The organism is Bifidobacterium primatium (genome assembly GCF_002802875.1).
Lineage (GTDB): Bacteria > Actinomycetota > Actinomycetes > Actinomycetales > Bifidobacteriaceae > Galliscardovia > Galliscardovia primatium.
This window is the reverse complement of sequence record NZ_PEBI01000001.1, coordinates 509,183-529,186: the sequence shown is the minus strand read 5'-3', so window position 1 is coordinate 529,186 and position 20,004 is coordinate 509,183. Positions and strand designations below refer to the sequence as shown.

At 64.4% G+C, this 20,004-nt stretch carries 12 protein-coding genes and 1 pseudogene; 8 read left to right on the top strand and 5 right to left on the bottom strand.

The annotated features are described in order from the left end of the window. Window positions 1-13: 13 nt before the first annotated feature. Both CS006_RS02055 and CS006_RS02050 read right to left on the bottom strand, forming a co-directional pair. Window positions 14-1,831 (bottom strand): AMP-dependent synthetase/ligase, encoded by a 1,818-nt coding sequence (locus tag CS006_RS02055; RefSeq protein WP_100510104.1) that lies wholly within the window; start codon window positions 1,829-1,831, stop codon window positions 14-16. A 240-nt stretch (window positions 1,832-2,071) separates the two neighbouring features. Further along, window positions 2,072-2,803, bottom strand: coding sequence for a gamma-glutamyl-gamma-aminobutyrate hydrolase family protein (locus tag CS006_RS02050; RefSeq protein ID WP_100510103.1), 732 nt, complete (start codon window positions 2,801-2,803; stop codon window positions 2,072-2,074). A gap of 117 nt (window positions 2,804-2,920) precedes the next feature. Between CS006_RS02050 and CS006_RS02045 the strand changes: the two genes are divergently transcribed. The 4 genes and pseudogenes from CS006_RS02045 (at window position 2,921) to CS006_RS02030 (ending at window position 8,432) form a co-directional block, all read left to right on the top strand. Continuing rightward, the gene (locus CS006_RS02045; protein ID WP_100510102.1) at window positions 2,921-4,291 is read left to right on the top strand and encodes a tetratricopeptide repeat protein; all 1,371 of its coding nucleotides are present in this window, start codon (window positions 2,921-2,923) and stop codon (window positions 4,289-4,291) included. A 513-nt stretch (window positions 4,292-4,804) separates the two neighbouring features. Next, a pseudogene (locus CS006_RS02040) lies at window positions 4,805-6,064 on the top strand (MFS transporter); the annotation flags it as partial. 250 nt (window positions 6,065-6,314) lie between these two features. Next, window positions 6,315-7,355: an NAD(P)-dependent alcohol dehydrogenase gene (locus tag CS006_RS02035; RefSeq protein ID WP_100510101.1), complete on the top strand. Its 1,041-nt coding sequence runs from the start codon at window positions 6,315-6,317 to the stop codon at window positions 7,353-7,355. Window positions 7,356-7,511: 156 nt separating this feature from the next. Beyond that, the gene (locus CS006_RS02030; protein WP_100510100.1) at window positions 7,512-8,432 is read left to right on the top strand and encodes an AraC family transcriptional regulator; all 921 of its coding nucleotides are present in this window, start codon (window positions 7,512-7,514) and stop codon (window positions 8,430-8,432) included. Between the two features lie 317 nt (window positions 8,433-8,749). Here the strand turns inward: CS006_RS02030 and CS006_RS02025 are convergent, their stop codons facing one another. The 3 genes from CS006_RS02025 to CS006_RS02015 form a co-directional block, all read right to left on the bottom strand. Then, entirely contained in the window at window positions 8,750-9,154 is a 405-nt protein-coding gene (locus tag CS006_RS02025; protein WP_207759985.1) for a VOC family protein, read from the bottom strand. A gap of 262 nt (window positions 9,155-9,416) precedes the next feature. Beyond that, window positions 9,417-10,808: an MFS transporter gene (locus CS006_RS02020; protein WP_100510099.1), complete on the bottom strand. Its 1,392-nt coding sequence runs from the start codon at window positions 10,806-10,808 to the stop codon at window positions 9,417-9,419. 564 nt (window positions 10,809-11,372) lie between these two features. Beyond that, window positions 11,373-12,377 (bottom strand): zinc-dependent alcohol dehydrogenase family protein, encoded by a 1,005-nt coding sequence (locus tag CS006_RS02015; RefSeq protein ID WP_100510098.1) that lies wholly within the window; start codon window positions 12,375-12,377, stop codon window positions 11,373-11,375. 601 nt (window positions 12,378-12,978) lie between these two features. Between CS006_RS02015 and CS006_RS02010 the strand changes: the two genes are divergently transcribed. From CS006_RS02010 to CS006_RS01995, 4 genes are all read left to right on the top strand, one after another. Continuing rightward, the gene (locus CS006_RS02010; RefSeq protein WP_100510097.1) at window positions 12,979-16,827 is read left to right on the top strand and encodes a thiol reductant ABC exporter subunit CydD/CydC; all 3,849 of its coding nucleotides are present in this window, start codon (window positions 12,979-12,981) and stop codon (window positions 16,825-16,827) included. 34 nt (window positions 16,828-16,861) lie between these two features. Beyond that, the gene (locus tag CS006_RS02005; protein WP_100510096.1) at window positions 16,862-17,716 is read left to right on the top strand and encodes an aldo/keto reductase; all 855 of its coding nucleotides are present in this window, start codon (window positions 16,862-16,864) and stop codon (window positions 17,714-17,716) included. Window positions 17,717-17,750: 34 nt separating this feature from the next. After that, window positions 17,751-18,482 (top strand): HNH endonuclease family protein, encoded by a 732-nt coding sequence (locus tag CS006_RS02000; protein ID WP_100510095.1) that lies wholly within the window; start codon window positions 17,751-17,753, stop codon window positions 18,480-18,482. A gap of 77 nt (window positions 18,483-18,559) precedes the next feature. After that, window positions 18,560-19,936, top strand: coding sequence for an Nramp family divalent metal transporter (locus tag CS006_RS01995; protein ID WP_423734819.1), 1,377 nt, complete (start codon window positions 18,560-18,562; stop codon window positions 19,934-19,936). Window positions 19,937-20,004: the final 68 nt, after the last annotated feature.

Here is a 20,004-nt window from a genome sequence, read left to right as displayed (position 1 = left end):
TTTCGATTTTGGATCATCGTTTGTTGGCGTAGATGTCGTGGTCGATGACGTCGGCGAATACGCTCAGGACCTTCGGACGCACGACCTTCAGCGACGGCGTCAGGCAGCCGTTGTCCTGTGTGAAATGGTCGGCCAATACGACGAACTTGCGTACGGATTCGGCGCGGGAGACCTGCGCGTTCGCGCGGTCCACATACACCTGGATTTCGTTGCGGATCATCGTGTTGTCGACGAGTTCGGCGAGCGGCGTCGACGCCGGCAGGCCGTGGGCGGGCAGCCATGCGGCCAGTCCCTCGACGTCCAGCGTCACCACGGCGGCGATGAACGGCCGGCCGTCGCCCACGACCACGGCATGGTCCACGATCGGGCAGGTGTTGATGATCTCCTCCATCGGGATGGGGGAGACGTTCTTGCCGCCGGCCGTGATGATGATGTCCTTCGCGCGGCCGGTGATCGTCAGCGTGCCGTCGTCGTCGAGCGAACCGAGGTCGCCGGTCCTCAGCCAGCCGTCCTCGGTGAACGCCTCGGCGGTCTTCTCGGGCAGGTTGTGGTAGCCGCGGAACACGTTCGCGCCCTTGACCTGCACCTCGCCGTCGTCGGAGATGCGCACCGAGGATCCGGGGGCGCAGCGTCCGACCGTGCCGATGCGGTTGTCGTCCACACGCGTGACGGTGAACGGCGCCGCCGTCTCCGTCATGCCGTAGCCCTGGATCATCGGCAGGCCTATGCCGGCGAAGAAGTGCGCCAGGTCGGGGTTGAGCGGCGCGCCGCCGCAGGCCACGTACTTGATGTTCGGGCCCAATGCGCCGCGAACCGTGCGATACACGGCCGACTCGTACATCGCGTGCTCGGAGATCTGCCTCAGCGTATGGCGACGGCCCTCCTGCGCGGTGCGTGACCAATCGCGGGCGGCCTCGGCGGCCTTCGCGAACAGACGGCCCTTCATGCCCATGCCGGCCTTGCGCGAGGCGGCGTTGTACACCTTCTCGAACACGCGCGGCACGCCGAGCAGATACGTCGGGCGGAACGAACGCAGGTCGGGCAGCAGCGAATGCGTGTCGGGCAGGTAGCCGACCACGCCGTCGTCGGAGCCGATGGAGCAGTACTGGATGTATCGGGCGAAGCAGTGCGCAAGCGGCAGGAACAGCAGCAGGCGCGGATGGTCGTCGCAGATCATCTCCTTCATGCAGATGAATCCCGCACGCACGATGGAAAGGAAGTTGCGGTGCGTGAGCTCCGCGCCCTTCGGTGCGCCCGTCGATCCGGACGTGTACACGATGGTCGCCAGGTCGTCGGCGTGCACGGAGTCGATGCGCTCCTGCAATGCCTCGTCGCTCACCGAAACGCCAAGGCCCTCCAAGGCGCCGAGCGCGTTCGAGTCGAGCATGAGGATGCGCTGCAGCGCCGGGCATTCGTCCATCACCGAATGCAGACGGTCGAAGCGTTCGGCGTCGTCGGCGATGGCGATCTTCACATCGGAGTCATTGAGGATGCGCTTGGCCTGGGCGGCGGAATCGGTGTCGTAGATTGGCACGTTCACCGCGCCGATGGCCGCCAGTGCGAAATCCAGCACGCCCCACTCCCAGCGGGTGGCGGAGAACAGCGTCACCGCATCGCCCTTCTTCACGCCGAACGCCATGAATCCCTTCGCGCAGGCCAGTACGAGCCGATGGAATTCACCGGTCGTGATGTTCGCCCACGAGCCGGGGCCGGTCTTGCGGCTGGCGATCACCGTGTCCTCGCCCGTGCGTTCGATGCGGTCGGTGAGCAGCGAGTACAGGGTCTCGTCGTCGGCCACCTCGATGGTTCCCGGTTCCGTGTATTCCTTCATAGGTCCTCGATTCTCGGCGCTCCATGCGTTTCGTTGCGCGCCCGCGATTCCGGCGAAAATTATGACAATCCGTTTCCATGGTACGGTGCCGTGGCGTCCGGTGTATTGTCCTGCCCCACAACTTCCCCGCGCGACGTTGTATGCGAATACAAAGGCGTCGTGCCGTCACGTGGTCCGCCCCTCGTCACGTGTGACGGCAGACGGCCCGTGTGACGGCAGGCGAACGATGGCGCGCGTCGTCTACGAGGCCCGTCCCCGCCGATACCCGTCGCACGCCTCGACGAACGCACGGGCCAGATGGCGGCTCGGCTCATCGGCCGGCGTCTGCTCGGGATGCCATTGCACGGCCATGAAGAACTCGCGGTCCGGGCGGTACGCGGCCTCGACGACGCCGTCCGGTGCGACGGCCTGAATCTCCACGCCGTCACCGGTCTCATGCACGGCCTGATGGTGCACGCTGTTGACCGGCAGCGAATCACGGCCGAGAATGCGATGCAGGGGAGTGCCCGGCAGCAGCCGCACGTCATGCGACGGCTCGGCGAACGGCGTCTTCTGCCAATGGTCGAGCGAGCCGGGAACATCATCCGCGATCTGCTGGTAGAGATTGCCGCCCGCCAGCACGCACATCATCTGCAATCCGCGGCATACGCCCAGATACGGCATATGTTTCTCGTAGGCGGCGCGCAGCAGCGTCGCCTCGGCATGGTCGCGTAGCGGCACCGGCTCGTCCATGCCGGGCAGCGTCTTGCCGCCGTACAGCGCAGGATCGATGTCGTTGCCGCCGGGAATCAGCAGGCCGTCGGCGCGGTCGAGCATGGCCAGCAGATAGTCGTCGTCATCCGACGGGTCCACGGTCAGCATGTTCGCCCCCGCGAACTCCAGCAGCCGCAGATAGCCGGGGTCGATGTCGAACGCGCCGTCCACGGTCTCCGAATACTGCATCATCAACGCCACCACGGGCTTCATCGGCATTCCTTTCCTGTCGTTCCCGCATCAATGCCCCGACGTCGCTTTCGCGGCGATACACTGATGTCAATTGCGATTATATGGGTCGCACAAGCGTATGGGCACATGAGTGGAGGGCCTTCGATGACCGACAACCCCGCGACGGACGGTTCCAGGAACGACGGCGTTTCCGTCGAAGACAACATATCCGCGTCGGCGTCGGCCTTCCCCGGAGCCGACGCCCTGCTGCGTGAGCTCGCCGGCTCCGAATTTCCGGTGTCGACGGACGTCATCGAACGACTGCGCGGCATCTACGGCCATCTCGCCGGCGTCTCGCCCGACGATCCCGAATTCGAACGCTACCTGCGCGAGGACGTCATCGAACACGAGACGTTCGACCGCGCCGACGCCATCGACATCAGCGACTCCGTGCTCGACGTCAGTGCCCGCCACAAGAACGACCTTGCGCTGCTGCCCGCGTTCTTCATCGCCTTCGAATGGTTCCACCGCTGCGAATTCGACGCCGAACGGCGACTGCGCTATTGGGGTCGGTTCGTGCCGTTGATGAACGTCTGTCTCGGCGAATTCTCGCTGTATCAGTACGCGTTGTCGATGTTCCACCTGTACGGCGGCGACGAGCCGCGCGCCGAACAGGCCGCGCGACGGGCGCTCGACATCGCGCCCGACCACATCGGCTTCCTCAACACCTACACCGAGCAGATCCTCGACCGAGTGGAACGCGAACTCATCTCCTCCGGCCGGCAGATGCCCGAGGACGACGACATCGCGGCGCTGAACGGACTGCTGGCCGCGTTCGACAAACGGCCGCGCGAAGGCTGGCATCCCATCTTCCACGTGAGCTACGGGCGAATCCTCGCCTGCCTCGGCCGATACGGCGAGGCGCAGCGCGAGTTCTCGCAGGCCGTCGACATCGAAAACGCACGATACAACGCATGGCGGGAATCTCTCGGCGGGAACGGCGACTCGGCAGGGGATGGAACGGACGGTTCGGCCGGCGGCGGCAGGACCATCAAGGAAAGCACGTACGTGACCGAGATGAACGAGATCTTCGACGCGCGCAACACCTGCAACATGCTGTCGAACATGCGCTCGCTGTCGTCGGTCATCGACGACGCGCAGTCCGCGCAGCGGGAACGCGCCCACGAACTCGACGACAAGATGGACGAACTCGGCCGCCGGTTCGACAACGAACGCATCGACATGCTCGAGTTCATCGGCTTCTTCGCCGGCATCATCTCGTTCGTCATCGCGTCCATCCAGTTGGGCGACGGGTTGGCTTTCCCCACACGCGCCCTCATGGTGCTCATCCTCATGGGATCGCTGCTCGTGGCGTTCGGCGCGTTCTCCACGCTGCTGGAAAGCGGGCGTGCGACCGACCCGCGCGAACCGAAACGCGGACGCGTGTTCGGCATCCGCGCGGGTCTGGCGGTGGTGATCGTCATCGGACTGGTGGTCATCGTGGCCGCCATGCTGCTGTATCTCGTCATACGGTAGGTTGTGCGCGGCAGGGAACATATTTCTCGTCAATATCGGTGTTCCCTGACCGGACGTTTTGGCAGGGAAGTGTCATCCTGCCGTATATGTCGTTCCATGGCGGGGATTTTGGTACGGAAGTGGTATTTCGTCGCATGTTGTGTTCCGTGGCCGGCCTCTATGGCAGGGAATGCGTACATGCCGCGTTGTTGCGTTCCGTGCCGGAACTCACGTACGCAGAGATATGTGAATCGTTGATTTTTCAACGATTCCGAAAGACATACGGCTAAGAAAAGTGGCACGGAGTACGGAATTGTCGAAGATTCTTATTCCGTGTCACTTCTCGTGGTTGTTGAGACGGAAGACGTGGCATCCTCATCGATGAGATACCGGGCATGTAGTCACGCTCATTGCAAAAAAGTATCAATTCTTTACCGTGGACAGCCATAAAACCGTGGTTTTTCGGAACGAAACTTGTATTAACGCTTCAAAGACGGGCGGATGACAACGAAGTTCCACGGTAAGGAGACGAGCATGGCGCAGGGGCTGATGCGAAGACTGTTGCCAGGATTCCTGGCAATCGGCGTATTCATGACGGGAGACGGATTCGAACTGACGTTCCTTTCGAAGTACGTGGTCGATCAGGGATTCACCTCGGCGCAGGCGTCGATGCTGTTCACCATGTACGGACTGGTGGCGGCCTTGGCCGGATGGGCGTCGGGCGTGCTGGCCGAACTCTTCGGCGCCAAGCGCATCATGCTCATCGGCGCCGTCTCGTGGATCGGACTGCACCTGGTGTTCATCGGCGTGGCGCTTCCCAGCCATATGTATCCGCTGATGCTGCTGGTGTATGCGCTGCGAGGCATGGGCTACCCGCTGTTCATCTACTCGTTCGTGGTGCTGCTGGCGCAGACCGTGGACCCCGGCAAGCTGGCCTCGGCAATGGGATGGTTCTGGACGGCCTACTCGTTCGGCATCGGCGTGTTCGGCGCCTATCTGCCGGCGTTCATCACCCCGGTGATCGGCGAATACTATTCGCTGTGGGTATCGCTGCCGTTCTCCATCGCCGGCATGCTCATCTGTCTGTTCTTCGTGCCGAAGACCACCAATGAGAATCTCGATACCATGAGCACCACGGAGAAGCTGCAGGAGCTTTCCCGCGGCGTGACCATCCTCGGACAGAACCGGCAGATCGCCCTCGCGGCGGTGCTGCGCGTCATCTGCAACCTCACGCTGTACGGCTTCCCGGTCATCATGCCGCTGTACCTCGCCACGCACAACAACGGCGGCGGTGCATGGTTCCGGGTCACCGAATGGTCCACCATCTGGGGGCTGCTCTTCGTCGTCACCGTGTTCGGCAACGTGTTCTGGGGCCGTATGGGCGACCGTTTCGGCTGGATGCGCCAGATGCGCTGGTGGGGCTGCTGGCTCTCCGCCATCGGCACGCTCGCCATGTACTACGTGCCGCAGTTCCTCGGCCATAATCTGCCGGTCATGTATGTGTGCGCCGTGGTGCTGGGCATGGGCATCTCCGCATTCGTGCCGATGGGCGCCATCTTCCCCGCCTTGGAGCCCGAGCACAAGGGTGCGGCGGTCTCGGCACACAACCTCGCCTCCGGACTGACCACGTTCTGCGGTCCGTTCATCGCGACGATCCTGCTGGAGACGGTCGGCTTCGCCGGCGTGTGCTGGGCCTACGCAATCTGCTACATCGGCGGCTCCGCCATCTCGCTCTTCATCCGACCGAAGCAGCCCGGATTCGACGAGCATGGTCGTTGCCTCGCCGTGGCGCAGACTGCCGACGATTCGACTGATAAGCCGGGCGAACAGCGTGGTCGTGTCGCAGCCATCGATGGCGGCGCCGAGTCCGTCATCACCGCGGCGGCGGGCCTGACCCGGCTTGGCAGTGAAACCGGCCGGCCGAATGACCGACGATCGTTCGGCCGTGTTCCGGCGAATCCGGCGACCCCGGCAGACCCGATAGACCCGAACCTCAACAACAACAAACCAACCCTATAAACCCCAACAACAAAGGAGTATCACCATGAAGGCAGTAGTTCTCGAGAAGCAGGGCGTCATCAATGTGCGCGAGGTCCCAGACGTTCCGGCCCCCGGCCCCGGCGAGCTGCGTATCGCCCCGCACACCGTGGGCGTCTGCGGATCCGACCTGCACTACTACACGCATGGCCGCGTCGGCAAGTACGTGGTCGAGCAGCCGATGATCCTCGGTCATGAGGCCGCCGGCACCGTGATCGAAGTGGGCGAGGGCGTCACCGGCTTCAAGCCCGGCGACCGCGTGGCCCTCGAACCCGGCATCCCCGACATGACCTCCCGCGCCAGCCGCCTCGGCATGTACAACGTCGACCCGGCCGTCCGCTTCTTCGCCACCCCGCCGGTCGACGGCTGCCTGTGCGAGGAGGTCATCCACCCGGCCGCCTTCACCTACCATCTGCCCGACAACATGAGCTTCGGCGAGGGCGCGCTGCTCGAACCCACCGCCGTGGGCATGTGGGCCGCCACCAAGGCGCGCATCAGGCCCGGCGACGTGTGCGTGGTCACCGGCTCCGGCACGGTGGGCATGCTCACCGCCTCCGCCGCGCTCGCCGGCGGCGCCTCCAAGGTCATCATCTCCGACGTCTCCGACGTCAAGCTCGGCATCATCGGCCAGATTCCGGGCATCATCCCCGTCGACCTCACCAAGGAGGACTTGGTCGAGCGCGTGCGCGAGGAGACCGGCGGCTGGGGCGCCGACGTGGCGTTCGAATGCTCCGGCGCCCCCAAGGCGTTCGAGACCTTCTGGAAGCTCATCGCCCCCGGCGGCTGCGCAGTGCTCGTCGGCATCCCCGTGAACCCGGTGTCCATCGACATCACCGAGCTGCAGGCCACCGAGGTCCGCATCGAAAACGTGTTCCGCTACGCCAACGTGTATCAGAAGGCCATCGACCTGGTCGCCAGCGGCAAGCTCAACCTCAAGCCGTTCATCACCGACACGTTCGCCATGAAGGACGCCAAGGCCGCCTTCGACCGTATGGACGAGGGTCGCCCGGGCGACATCAAGCTGCAAATCACCGTGGACAGGGACTGATTCCCGATGCCTCGCTCCGTCCCGTGACATTTCGGGTATGAACATGGGGAGGCCATCGATGTTCTGTCGATGGCCTCCCGTCGTATGATACGGAACGACAGCATCGTCATCATCTTTACGATACGGGGCACGGCAATATAGGCAAGGGGCATTGACATGAATGCATGGCCGATAAGCACGGTGGTCGGGGGATTCGACGCCGATGCGCATTCCGGTTCGGGAACGCTTGAGGTGATCGTCCCCGAGTCCGACGCCTCGATCAGATGGGCATGCCACGGATACCCGAGTTCGCTGGCCAAGTGGCATTACCATCCGCAAATCGAATTCCATCTCATTCGTGAAGGCAGCGGACAGTTCATGGCAGGGGATGGGCTGATGCCGTTCGAAGCCGGTCATGTGGCGATGGTCGGGTCAAACCTGCCGCATAATTGGCTGTCCGACATCATCCCGGGGGAGCGGTTGCCGCAGCGGGATGTGCTCTGCCACGTCCGTCCCCAGACCGTTCGCAGACTGATGGGCATCTTCCCCGAGGCCGCTGGTTTCGAACGGGTGCTGCGGCGCTCGCAGCAGGCCATCGTGCTTTCCGGCGAGTCGGCCAAGGTCGCGGGCGATCTGCTGGTGGCCATGGGCGGTCATACGCCGTCATGGAGGGTCGCCGATCTCGTCGCTCTGCTTTCGGTGTTTGAACAGGCTCCGGCAGAGGAATCCCGCACGGTGGTCACGCCGGATTACAATCCCGATACCGCGGTCGGCGCCGAGGCCGCCATAAACTCGACGATCGCCTATATATCGGCGAATCTCGATGATGTCAGTCTCGAACAGGCGGCGAGGTCCGCATCGATGAGTACGTCGACGTTTTCCCGGTTCTTCAAGAACGTGGCCGGCATCGGGTTCTCCGATTTCGTCTGCCAGCTGAGAATCGGCCGTGCATGCCGACTGCTGACCACCACGACGATGCCCATCGCCAGAATCCGGCGACTGAGCGGCTATGCCAATGCCTCCAATTTCAACCGTCGGTTCCTGGCCCGGACCGGTATGACACCGTCCAAGTATCGCAAGGCCCATGCCGGCCGGTGAGTGGGTGGTCGCCAGCGTCGTACGGGATACTGCCGAAGAACAATTCCATGGCAGGGGTTTTGGCTCACGTTCCGTGGCTGGTTATCTTGGCGGGGAATGTCGATATGACGAGTTCTGTCGTTCCGTGGCGGAATTTCCTGGCAGGGAACGACAGAACGATTGCTTTGTTCGTTCCGTGCCGGAATTCACGTACGCAGAGATATGTGAATCGTTGATTTTTCAACGATTCCGAAGGGCATACGGCTAAGAAAAGTGGCACGGAGTACGAATTCTCTGGAATCCCGTACCCCGTGCCACTTTTCGTCGTGTTTTTTTCCTCACACGATCTGGCAGAACTCGATGGTCTCGTTGTTCGGGCCGTAGACGTTGAAGAAGCGGATGCCGTTGCTCCAGAACGAGGGGATGGACTGGATCTCGGTGTCCTTGAAGCGCAGGCCGAGCGCCTTGGCGTTCTCGAACGCGGCCTCGATATCCGGGGTGTCGAACGCCCAGTGGTTGATGGCGCCGGTCTCCATCGGCGCCGGGTCGCCTTCCCACGTCTCGATGGTCAGATGGCCGTAGCGTAGGAACGCGCAGCGGTTCTCGCCGTTGTGGAACAGGCCGGCCAGCTCGAAGCCGAGCTTCTTCGTGTAGAACTCGATGGTTTCGTCGAGGTTTTTGGCGGGCATGCCGGAATGTTGGAAATCGGTGGTGAATGCGGTCATGGGCTTGGGATCGGCCATGGTCGATGCTCCTTTGCGAGGGTTGGTGATTTGAGTGATTTCAGTGTATGGAGTCGTGTCGTGTCTGGCGTCGCCGCAATGCCGCGCCATTTGCCGAATGATGATACTTTGATGCAATCGTCGATTGATGTACGACGGTGATGTTCAGGGGAGGATGATGCGTGAAGCTCGGAATCCGAGGCGTGACCGGCGAATCCATCAGTCACGCCTGGAGGCTGACAGCTCCCCTTGCAAGGCAGGGGGAGCCGGAAGGTAGCCGTGGTCAGGCGGTGGCCATGACCTTGGTGGTCTTGGCGTCGGGGCTTCCGGTGCTGGCGGTGGAAGCGGCCACGAGGGTGATGTCCTGCTCGGCCTCTTCGACCAGCTCGTCGCCGATGGTCCTGGCGCCGGGGATGCGATGGCCCTTCTCGTCGAAGCCGGGCTGCTTCGGATGCAGGGTGAACGTGAGCAGCAGCGCCACCACGTACAGCGCCGCGTACGTCCAGCAGATGCCTTCGATGCCGATGACGGGCAGCAGCACCGTGGCGATGCCGGGGCCGACGAACGTGGTCAGGCCGGCGGCGAGATTGTAGGCGGAGAGCGCCGCGCCCTGCTTGTCGGGGGCCTCGAGCGTCATGACCGTGGGCAGGCAGGAGAACGCGCAGGTGCCGATGCCGACCACGATGGAGGCGACGATCATCATCAGTGCGTTCGGTCCGAACCAGCGGGGCATGTAGTAGAAGAGCACGGAGCCGACGGCCAGCACGCCGCAGCCGAACCAGCGCATGGGCCAGATCCAGCCGAAGCGGTCCATGAACCAGCCCCAGAAGGTGTTGAAGATCAGCGTGACGACGAACACGAAGCCCCAGATGCGCATCCATTCCTCGGTCCTGAAGATGTTGATGCCGCCGTATTTCGTGGTGCACAGGTACAGCGGCATGATGACTGGGAAGCCGTAGAGCAGCAGGTTGTTGATGATGCGGATGACGGCGCAGATGGCGATCTTGCGGTTGGTGAACAGGATGGTGGCGCCGTCGGTGAGCTCCTTCAGCTTTTCGGTGGTGCTCAGGCCGTCGCCCTTGAGCACCTTGTTCTTCGGCACGCAGAAGAAGCACATGATGGTGCCGATAATCGAGAACGGCAGGGCGAACCAGAAGGTGCGGTACTCGCCGAAGTGCGGCATGATGTAGCTCGGCAGATAGGCGCCGAACACGCCGATGCCCAGCGAGAAGCAGGTCCAGAAGAAGCCGGTGGCGGAGGCGAGTCGGGCCGGCGGGATGTACTGCGCCATGAGCACGACGAACGAGTAGATGAACAGCGGGTAGCCGATGCCACGCACCGCGTAGATGCCCAGGATGAACGGGTAGATGCCGCTCGGCAGGGCGAGACCGAGGAAGACGAGATGCACGCCGATCCACCAGCATGCGCCGAACATCATGACGCGGCGGGCACCGAACATCTCGGCGAGCACGCCGGCCGTCCAGCCGCCGAGTGCGGCGAACAGACCGTAGACGGTGACGAGCAGGGACGCCTGCGAGGCGGTGAAGCCCTGGTCGACCATGTATTTGGAGAGGAAGGTGAGCTCGAATCCATCGCCGGTCATGAAGATGGCCACGGCAAGGAATCCGAGCAGCAGGGTCCGTGGAATACCGAATTTCTCAAAAAGCCTGATCATTGTCGTCTCTCCTAATCTGTGTCCCGCCTCATTGCGGAATTTTTCGAATGTGTGCGTGAATGCTGTGCCGCGCCACGTGCCGATGTATGATGCTCGACACACTCAAGGCAGCCAGCTGATGCTGGCCCTCGCAGCCTTGGTGGCTGCTCGCATCGCCTAAGAACAGTCCACCGGACTGTTCTTTTAACGGCTCAGCGGCCTCGCTCCGAGGTGTGGCTTGGCAGAGCCCAGCGCACCCCTTCACTAGCCTACGATCGCAGAATGCGTATCGGACCTTGGAGGATTGGTTCGTATCGTGAGGGGCAAACCCCCTCAGTCAGCCTTGCGGCTGACAGCTCCCCCTGAGCTTCAGGGGGAGCCAGAGGCATGGAGCGCTACCGCTCCCACACCCTTGAGGCCAAGTACTCGCGCCACCGTGGTGGAGGGAGGGGTGCGCCCTTCGCAACCGTAGGCAGCGGAGGGGTTTGTTATGCTTTGCAAACAAACCCCGGAGCGAGGCCGAACGGCCTTGAGTGTGTAGCGAAGGGCACACCCCTCCCGCTCATCCCAGCAGTGAAGCGAGGCTTACTTGCCGACCTTGACGACCGCCTTGGAGACGCCCTTGATCTTGCCGTCGAGGAAGTCCTGCACCTCTTCGAGTTCGAGCTCGTGGCTGATGAGGCCGCCGATGTTCATCTTGCCGGTGGAGACGAGGGCGATGGCGTCCTTGAAGGTCAGCGGGTTGATGAAGGAGCCCTGGATGGTCAGCTGCTTCTTGTAGATCTCGTAGGTGTTCATCTCGAAGTGGGCCTCCTGCGGTCCGACGCCGAACATGAGCACCTGGGCGCCCTTCTTGGTGGCGGCAACGGCCTGGGCCTGGGTGGCGGGCAGTCCGACGGCCTCGATGACGACATCGTAGGCGTCGGCGGGAATCGGCTCGCGGGTGGTGTTGAACGTTTCGGTGACGCCGAACTTCTCCTTGTTGCGGGCGAGTTTGTCGTCGAAGATGCCGGCGAGGTCCACCTGATGCACGCCGTAGGCCTGGAGCAGCTGGGCGAAGATCTGGCCCATGAAGCCGTCGCCGATCACGAGGGCCTTCTGGTAGGGGTGGAGGTCGAGCAGGTCGAGGCCGTGCACGCCGCAGGAGACGGGCTCGATGGCGGCGGCGTCGCGCAGGCTCACGTTGTCGGGCAGCTGGTAGACCACGGAGGCGGGGGCGGTGAACTGTTCGGCGAGGCCGCCGTCGCGGGTCACGCCGACGGCGCTGAGGTGGTCGCACAGTTCGGGGCGCTGGGTGAGGCAGTACTCGCACTGGCCGCAGTAGATGTTCGGGTCGACGGCCACGCGGTCGCCGGGCTTGACGTTGGTGACCTCGGCACCGACGGCTTCGACGATGCCGGAGTTCTCGTGGCCGAGCACGATCGGCGGGACGGCGGCGGCGGAGCCTGGGCGGCCGGCGTACAGGTCGTGGTCGGTGCCGCATACGCCGGCGTATGCGGTGTTGATGAGCACTTCGTTCGGTGCGATTTCGGGGGTGGGCAGGTTCTGGATTTCGAACTGCTTGACGCCGGTGAGGACAAGAGCCTTCATGATGATTTCCTTCTTATGTAAAAGTCCGTGAGATAAGTGGTTTGGTATTTGAATTCTTCGTTGAATCCGGGGTGATGAATCCGGAAGGGGATGTCGGGCGACGGCCGTGTCGCAGAAGGGCTGTATGCCGAAGGTCTTTACATGTGGGTGAGGCGGCCGACCAGACGTTCCCTGCGGTGACGGAACTGCACTTCCGCGAGGGCCGAATCGGCAAAGAAGTTCATCATGGTGGTTCACCTCCTGTCGTCGTTGAATGGCGGTTGGTTTTCGTCGCCTGTGCGGCGGCTGCTTCGTTGCGTTGTTGATACTGACTATAGCTTATAGAAAAGACTTTTGCAAATATAATTTGTAAAACTGGCGACACGCCTGAAATATCAGCGATTGTCTTTTGTCAAACATGCGGCATCTGTGACGTGTCCACTGTGAACCCCGACCGTCGGCAAGGGCATCGCGGCCCGCCGCCGAAAGACGTCGGGACGCCGGCAAAACCGAATGTGACCAAATCGACCCTTCCCAAGACCGGCGAATCACGCTACCGTGGTGGGGATATTTTCAAGCGGGATATTTCCCGGCGGGGATGTTCCAATATGGAAGGGACTGCATGTTCGACAAACGATTGTTCTCGGTGGCCCCCGGCATCGGCCGGCTCGTGGCGGCGAAGGTCGCGGCGTTGTGGGTGATGCTGATCGCCAACATCGCGTTCGCCGTCACCGTGGTGCTCGCGCTCGCCGATCTGTTGCGTGCCGTCGACCGCAATGCGCCGGTCGCGGCGGTCTGTCAGGTCGACCCGAACGGCGGCTGCGTCACGCCGACGCCGCTCGAACGGCTCGCCGCCTTCGTGCCCGCGCCCGACGGCCATGCCATCGCCGTGTATGCCGCCGCGTTCGTCGTCATCGCCGCCGTGCGCTACGCCGCCACCCGCGCCGCCACGCACTTCGGCTTCCTCGCCGCGGAACGCGTCAAACTGGCGCTGCGGCAGAAGCTCATGCGCAAGATGCTCACGCTCGGTCCCTCATATCCCAACGTCACGCGAACCGCCGACGTGGTGCAGCTCGCCGGCGAGGGCATCGAACAGGTGCAGACCTTCTTCGAACTGTTCCTGCCGCAGCTGTTCTTCAGCATCCTTGCACCGGTCACCCTGTTCGTCGTGCTGCTGCCCGTCAATATCCCCGCGGCGGCGACGCTGCTCGTCTGCGCGCCGCTGATCGTGCTGATCGTGGGTCTCGTGGCGATGAGCGCCGCCCGCGTCTTCAAGAAATACTGGGGCAAATACACCGACCTCGGCTCCACCTTCCTCGACGACCTCCAGGGGCTCGAAACATTGAAGATCTTCGACGCCGACGAGCGCGCGCACGCCGTCATGAACCGTCGCGCCGAGGAATTCCGCGTGATGACCATGAACGTGCTGCAGATCCAGCTGCGCTCGCTGTCGGTGATGGACCTCGTGGCATACGGCGGCAGCGCCGCCGGCATCATCGTGGCGCTCTGGCAGTATCTCTCGCCCGATGTCGCGCTGCCGCTGACCGGATTCCTGCTGGTCGTGCTGCTCTCCGCGGACTTCTTCATCCCGCTGCGTCAGCTCGGCTCCTACTTCCATGTGGCCATGAACGGCATGACGTCGAGCCGGAAGATCTTCGCGCTGCTCGATCTCCCCGAACCCGAGCACGGCGGCCGCCCGCTGCCGGCCGGCGACGTCGAGGTGACGTTCGATGGCGTATCGTTCGCCTACGGCGCCGATACGGCCTCCGATGACGATCCCGCCGGGACCTACGCCCTGCACGGCGCGACGTTCACGGCCAGGCCTCGCACGCTCACCGCCGTCGTGGGCGCGAGCGGATCGGGCAAGTCCACTGCGGCCGGTCTGATCAGCGGCCGCCTCACCGGATACGAAGGCTCGCTGACGTTGGGCGGCGTCGAACTGCGTGATCTCACGCTCGACGCCCTGCTGCAGGACGTGACCATCGTCTCCGCCACCAGCCACCTGTTCCGCGGCACGCTGCGCGAGAACCTGCTCATGGCCCGCCCCGACGCCGGCGACGACGAGCTCATGGCCGCCCTGCATGCGGCCCGCATCGACGACATCGTCCGCAATGGCGCCGACGGACTCGACATGCCCATCGCCGACGACGGCGGCAACCTCTCCGGCGGGCAGCGCCAGCGCATCGCCCTGGCCCGCGGCCTGCTCCACGACTCCGCCGTATACGTATTCGACGAGGCCACCAGCAACGTGGACGTCGAGAGCGAGCGGCTGATCCTCGAAGCCATCCACGAACTCGCCGCGCATAAGACGGTCATCATGATCACCCATCGCATGGCCAACGCCGTCGATGCCGACACTGTCGTGGTGTTCGACCACGGCGCCGTGGTACAGACCGGGCCGCATGCCGCGCTCATGGCCGATGCCGACGGCGTCTACGCCCGCATGTTCCGTACGCAGAGCGCGGTGGAAGACCTCGATGGGGCCGGCCACGGCGCGGCGATCGCCGCTGCTTCGGATGACGTGGCGGCCGCCTCTGCGGATGCCGCTGCCATACCGGCCGACGTTGCGGAACGAACCGGCACCGCGACATCGGACGATGCCGGACGCACCGCCCCGGCCGCTGCGGATACCTCCTCGACCGGCAGGCTCATCGCGCGTCTCCTGCGCGTGGCGTCGCCGCTGCGCGGATTCATGACGCTCGCCGTCGTCTGCGGCACGATCGGCCACCTCGCCGCCGCGGCCATCCCCGTATTCGGCGTCTTCGCCGTGCTCACGCTCGCCGGCCACCCCGTCTGGGGGCTCGGCTTCGGCGCATCCGTCGCCGTGATGGTCGTCAGCGCGGTATTGCGCGGCGCCATGCGATACGTCGAGCAGTACATGAACCACAACGTGGCATTCCGCCTGCTGGCGCTCTTCCGCGACAAGGCCTTCGGCGCGCTGCGCCGTCTGGCCCCCGCCAAACTCGCGGGACGCGGCAGGGGCGACCTCATCGCATTGATCACCACCGACGTGGAGCTGCTCGAGATCTTCTTCGCCCACACCATCTCGCCGGTCGCCATCGCCACCGTCACCTCCCTCGTGTTCGCCGTGGCATTGGCCGCGCTCGACCCGTGGTACGCCCTGCTGCTCGTCGTGGCCCATCTGGTCGTCGGCGCCGCCCTGCCCAAGGCGTTCGCCGCCCGCGTGAAGCCCATGGGCGAGCGCATCCGCCGCGAATCCTCGCAGCTTGACGACTACGTGCTCGACGGCATGCGCGGCATCGACGAGATCATCCGCTTCCGTCAGGGAGACCGTCGCGTCGACGGCATCACCTCGCGCACGAAGTCGCTGTGGGCCGAGCGCGGCAGGCTCAGCCGGGCCAACGGCTCGTTCGCCGCGATCGGCGGCGTGCTGGTCGAATTCTTCGTGGCGGCCGCCGTGGCCGTCGCCTGGTGGGCGTCCGTCGGCACGCCGCTGTCCATCCCCGAATCGGCCATCGCCGTGGTGCTCATCGCCAGCTCCTTCGGCCCCACGCTCGCATTGAGCGCACTGCCGGCGAACCTGACGCAGACCTTCGCCGCCGCGCGCCGCCTGTTCTCTCTGATGGACGAGGCTCCCGCCGTCGTCGAAAACGGTGCCGAGACGCCGCGCTACGACGGCATGGCGATGAGCCACGTCACCTTCGCCTACCCACAGTCCGGCTTCGGGCCGGCGAAAGCCCGGCCGGTGCTCAACGACGTGTCGATTTCGGTGCCGAAGACCGGCGTGCTCGGCATCCAGGGCCGTTCCGGTGCCGGAAAGTCGACGATGCTCAAGCTGCTGCTGCATTATTGGGACCCGCAGTCCGGCGCCGTCGCACTGTCCGGCGTCGACATCCGCGATGTCGAGCCGCATCATCGTCGTCGCATCCAGACCATGATGACGCAGGAGACCTATCTGTTCGACGGCACGATACGCGAGAACCTGCTCATCGCCGTGCCCGACGTCGAAGCGGACGGTGGCGATGCGGCCTCTGGCGTCGACGGCTCCGCATCCGTCGACGCCCGACTGCTCGACGCCTGCCGCAAGGCCTCCGTCGACGACCTCATCGCGTCGCTGCCCGACGGCCTCGACACGCAGGTGGGCGAGCTCGGAGACCGCCTCTCCGAAGGCGAGCGCCAGCGTATCGGGCTGGCCCGCATGTTCCTACGGCGTGCCGATCTGGTACTGTTCGACGAGCCGACGAGCCGACTGGACGCGTTCAACGAGGCCGTGATCCTGCGGTCCATCCGCACGCTGGCCGTCGGTGACGTCGGTGACGCCGACGGCGCCGCGGCGTCCGGCAATGCGCACGGCGCTGTGGACGACGTCGATAAGTCTGGGGATATCCCCGCCACGCGGCATGCCGCGCCGGCGATCGTACTGGTCTCGCATCGGGAGTCCGCCATGCGCATCGCCGACCATGTGCTCCATGCGGACGATGTCGACTACGCTGATGGAAGGACATGCTGATCGAAGACATGACGAACATCGGTAAGGAGACACGATGACGTTTGGACCCATCCCCGACATCACCCTGGCGGACGGCAGCCGCATTCCGCAGATCGGCCTCGGCGTGCTGCGCATCGACGACGAGCACACCGCGCCGGTCGTCGAATCGGCGATCGCCGCCGGCTACCGTCACATCGACACCGCCGCCGGCTACAACAACGAGGGCGGCGTCGGCAAGGCGCTCTCCGACAGCGGCTACGCCACTGGCGAGAAGCGCGGGGAGATCTGGGTGACCACCAAGCTGCGCGACTCCGAGCAGGGCTACGATTCCGCGCTCAAGGCGTTCGACCGTCAGATCGGTCTGCTGCGCACCGATTACGTGGACATGTACATGATCCACTGGCCCACGCCGTTCGACTGGCGCAGCGACGAGGTGTGGCGCGCGTTCGTGCGCCTGCGCGACGAAGGCCGGGTCCGCACGCTCGGCGTGTGCAACTTCCTGCCCGAGAACCTCGACCGTCTGCACGAGGAGACCGGCGAATACCCGACGGTCAACCAGATTGAGCTGCATCCCACATGGCAGCAGCGTGAGGTCGTCGCCTACTGCAAGGAGCACGGCATCGCCGTCGAGGCCTACTCGCCCATGGCGCGCGGCGCCGACCTCGACGCCGGCGACGGCGTCATCGGCCGTATCGCCGAGGCGCACGGCGTCAGCCATGCGCAGGTGATTCTGCGCTGGCATATCGAAAACGGGACCATCATCATCCCCAAGTCCACGCATACGGAGCGTCAGATCGAGAACGCCTCGCTGTTCGACTTCGCGCTGACGGACGAGGAGCACGCCGCCATCGACGCGCTCGACGGCCCCACGCGCGCCGGCCACGACCCGCGCACCTTCTCCTACAGCTGACCGTCGGTTCGATTTATCCGATCAGGGCTGATTCATGGCGCATCGTCGCAGGCGATTCCGCGGAACAACCGCCTTCGGGCGGTTCCTGGTTCTGCTGGTGATGGCCGTGGCCATCGGGGTCACGGCCGGTCTCGTGCTGCCTCGGGTGAGCGAGACCGCAGGGAGGCTCACCGGCGAATACACGGCGCGGGGGAACGCCGCCGACACGCTGAACACGCTTGCGGTCGTCGACGGCCGCAGGCCGACATCCGTATACAAGCGTGACGCCTTCGGCTTTCGGCAGTACGATCCGGACGGCAACGGCTGCGATTCGCGCAACGACGTGCTCGCCCGCGACCTCAAAGACGTGCGGTATGCGAACGCCGAACGGTGCAAGGTGCAGTCGGGGACGCTCGACGACCCGTATACCGGCAAAACCATTGATTTCGTGCGCGGACAGGCCACCAGCGCCAAGGTGCAGATCGACCATGTGGTCGCGCTCAACAACGCATGGAAGTCCGGCGCCGACCAGTGGAGCACGAAGAAACGCTACGAGTTCAGCAACGACCCCTACAATCTGCTCGCCGTGGACGGTCCCGCCAACGAGGACAAGGGCGACGCCGACGCCTCCGTATGGCTGCCGCCGAACACCGCATACCGATGCGACTACGTGGCACGGCAGATCGGCGTGAAGGCGAAGTACGGGCTGAGCGTGACCGGCACCGAGAAGCGGGCCATGCTCGGCGTGCTCCACGACTGCCCCGGGCAGGCGGTGCCGGGTCAGTAGAGGCGCGGAAACGTGGGAAGTCCGCCGAGGTGCTATACCAATAGGCGGGGAGGCCAGGAATGGACGAATCAGAATCCATGAAATCCACAGAATCCGCGGAATCCGCGACGTCGGTACGGTCCACAAGACCGGCGAGGCGCCATCATGTCGATCCCGACGAGGAGAAGGCGCTTGAGGCGAGCGGGCATCCGCACACCGAGCACATGCACAGCGTGCCGAAGCTGGGCGCGCCGCACACCGACGCCAAATCCAAGCTCAGCGCACTGCTCGGACCGGCGTTCGTGGCCGCCGTCGCCTATGTGGATCCGGGCAACGTGGCGGCCAACATCACGTCGGGCGCCCGATACGGCTATCTGCTGGTATGGGTGCTCGTGCTTGCCAACGCCATGAGCGTGCTCATCCAATACCAGAGCGCCAAGCTCGGCATCGTCACCGGCCAGTCGCTACCGGCGCTGCTGGGCAACCGCATGAATCCGGGCGGCAGGCTGCTGTTCTTCGCCCAGGCCGAAGTCATCGCCATCGCCACCGACCTCGCCGAGGTCATCGGCGGCGCCATCGCCCTGAACCTCCTGTTCGGGCTGCCGCTGTTCGTCGGCGGATGCATCATCGGCGCCGTCTCCACGGTGCTGCTGCGCTTCCAGGGCGGCCATACGCAGGGCGCGTTCGAGAAGATGATCATCGCGCTGCTGCTCGTCATCACGTTCGGCTTCATCGCCGGACTGTTCATTGCGCCGCCGGCCCCCGGATCGGTGCTGGGCGGTCTCGTCCCGCGATTCACCACCACCGATTCCGTGCTCATGGCCAGCTCCATGCTCGGCGCTACCGTCATGCCCCACGCCATCTACCTGCATTCCACGCTCGTCAACGACCACTTCGCCGGACGCACCGACCGCCCGGGCATCAAGCGCGAACTGTTCGGCGCCAAGATCGACGTGGTGTGGGCGCTGCTGCTCGCCGGCACCGTGAACCTCGCGCTGCTGCTGCTCGCCGCCAACTCCCTGCACGGCATGGCCGGCACCGACACCATCGAAGGCGCCCAGCACGCCGTCGTGCAGGTGCTCGGGCCGGTCATCGGCACCATATTCTCCATCGGCCTGCTCGCCTCCAGCCTGTCGAGCACGTCGGTCGGCACCTACGCCGGCCAGGAGATCATGCATGGACTGCTGCATGTGGACGCCCCCATGTGGGCATGCCGCATCATCACGCTCGTGCCCGCGCTCGTGGTCTTGTGGTTCAGCACCAACCCCACGTTCGCGCTGGTCGTCGGACAGGTCATCCTCTCCATCGGCATACCGTTCGCCATCATCCCGCTCATGCGGTACACGCATGATCGGACGCTGATGGGCAAGTGGGCGGACGGACCGGTCAAGCACGTCGTCTTCATCCTCGTCGCCGCCCTGATCGTGGCCCTCAACGTGGTGCTCGTCGTGCTGACGCTCGCCGGGCAGGATTGACCTGACGGCCGCCATTGTTGCCACGATGGCATATCGTGGGTGACGAATCCGAAGTCACGCGAATCACA

What these genes read in the sequence shown, in the direction of transcription:
- CS006_RS02025 (WP_207759985.1), bottom strand. Translation starts at nt 9,154, where the DNA reads ATGGCCGATCCCAAGCCCATGACCGCATTCACCACCGATTTCCAACAT.
- CS006_RS01995 (WP_423734819.1), top strand. Translation starts at nt 18,560, where the DNA reads ATGAAATCCACAGAATCCGCGGAATCCGCGACGTCGGTACGGTCCACA.
- CS006_RS02020 (WP_100510099.1), bottom strand. Translation starts at nt 10,808, where the DNA reads ATGATCAGGCTTTTTGAGAAATTCGGTATTCCACGGACCCTGCTGCTC.
- CS006_RS02055 (WP_100510104.1), bottom strand. Translation starts at nt 1,831, where the DNA reads ATGAAGGAATACACGGAACCGGGAACCATCGAGGTGGCCGACGACGAG.
- CS006_RS02005 (WP_100510096.1), top strand. Translation starts at nt 16,862, where the DNA reads ATGACGTTTGGACCCATCCCCGACATCACCCTGGCGGACGGCAGCCGC.
- CS006_RS02050 (WP_100510103.1), bottom strand. Translation starts at nt 2,803, where the DNA reads ATGCCGATGAAGCCCGTGGTGGCGTTGATGATGCAGTATTCGGAGACC.
- CS006_RS02000 (WP_100510095.1), top strand. Translation starts at nt 17,751, where the DNA reads ATGGCGCATCGTCGCAGGCGATTCCGCGGAACAACCGCCTTCGGGCGG.
- CS006_RS02035 (WP_100510101.1), top strand. Translation starts at nt 6,315, where the DNA reads ATGAAGGCAGTAGTTCTCGAGAAGCAGGGCGTCATCAATGTGCGCGAG.
- CS006_RS02045 (WP_100510102.1), top strand. Translation starts at nt 2,921, where the DNA reads ATGACCGACAACCCCGCGACGGACGGTTCCAGGAACGACGGCGTTTCC.
- CS006_RS02015 (WP_100510098.1), bottom strand. Translation starts at nt 12,377, where the DNA reads ATGAAGGCTCTTGTCCTCACCGGCGTCAAGCAGTTCGAAATCCAGAAC.
- CS006_RS02030 (WP_100510100.1), top strand. Translation starts at nt 7,512, where the DNA reads ATGAATGCATGGCCGATAAGCACGGTGGTCGGGGGATTCGACGCCGAT.
- CS006_RS02010 (WP_100510097.1), top strand. Translation starts at nt 12,979, where the DNA reads ATGTTCGACAAACGATTGTTCTCGGTGGCCCCCGGCATCGGCCGGCTC.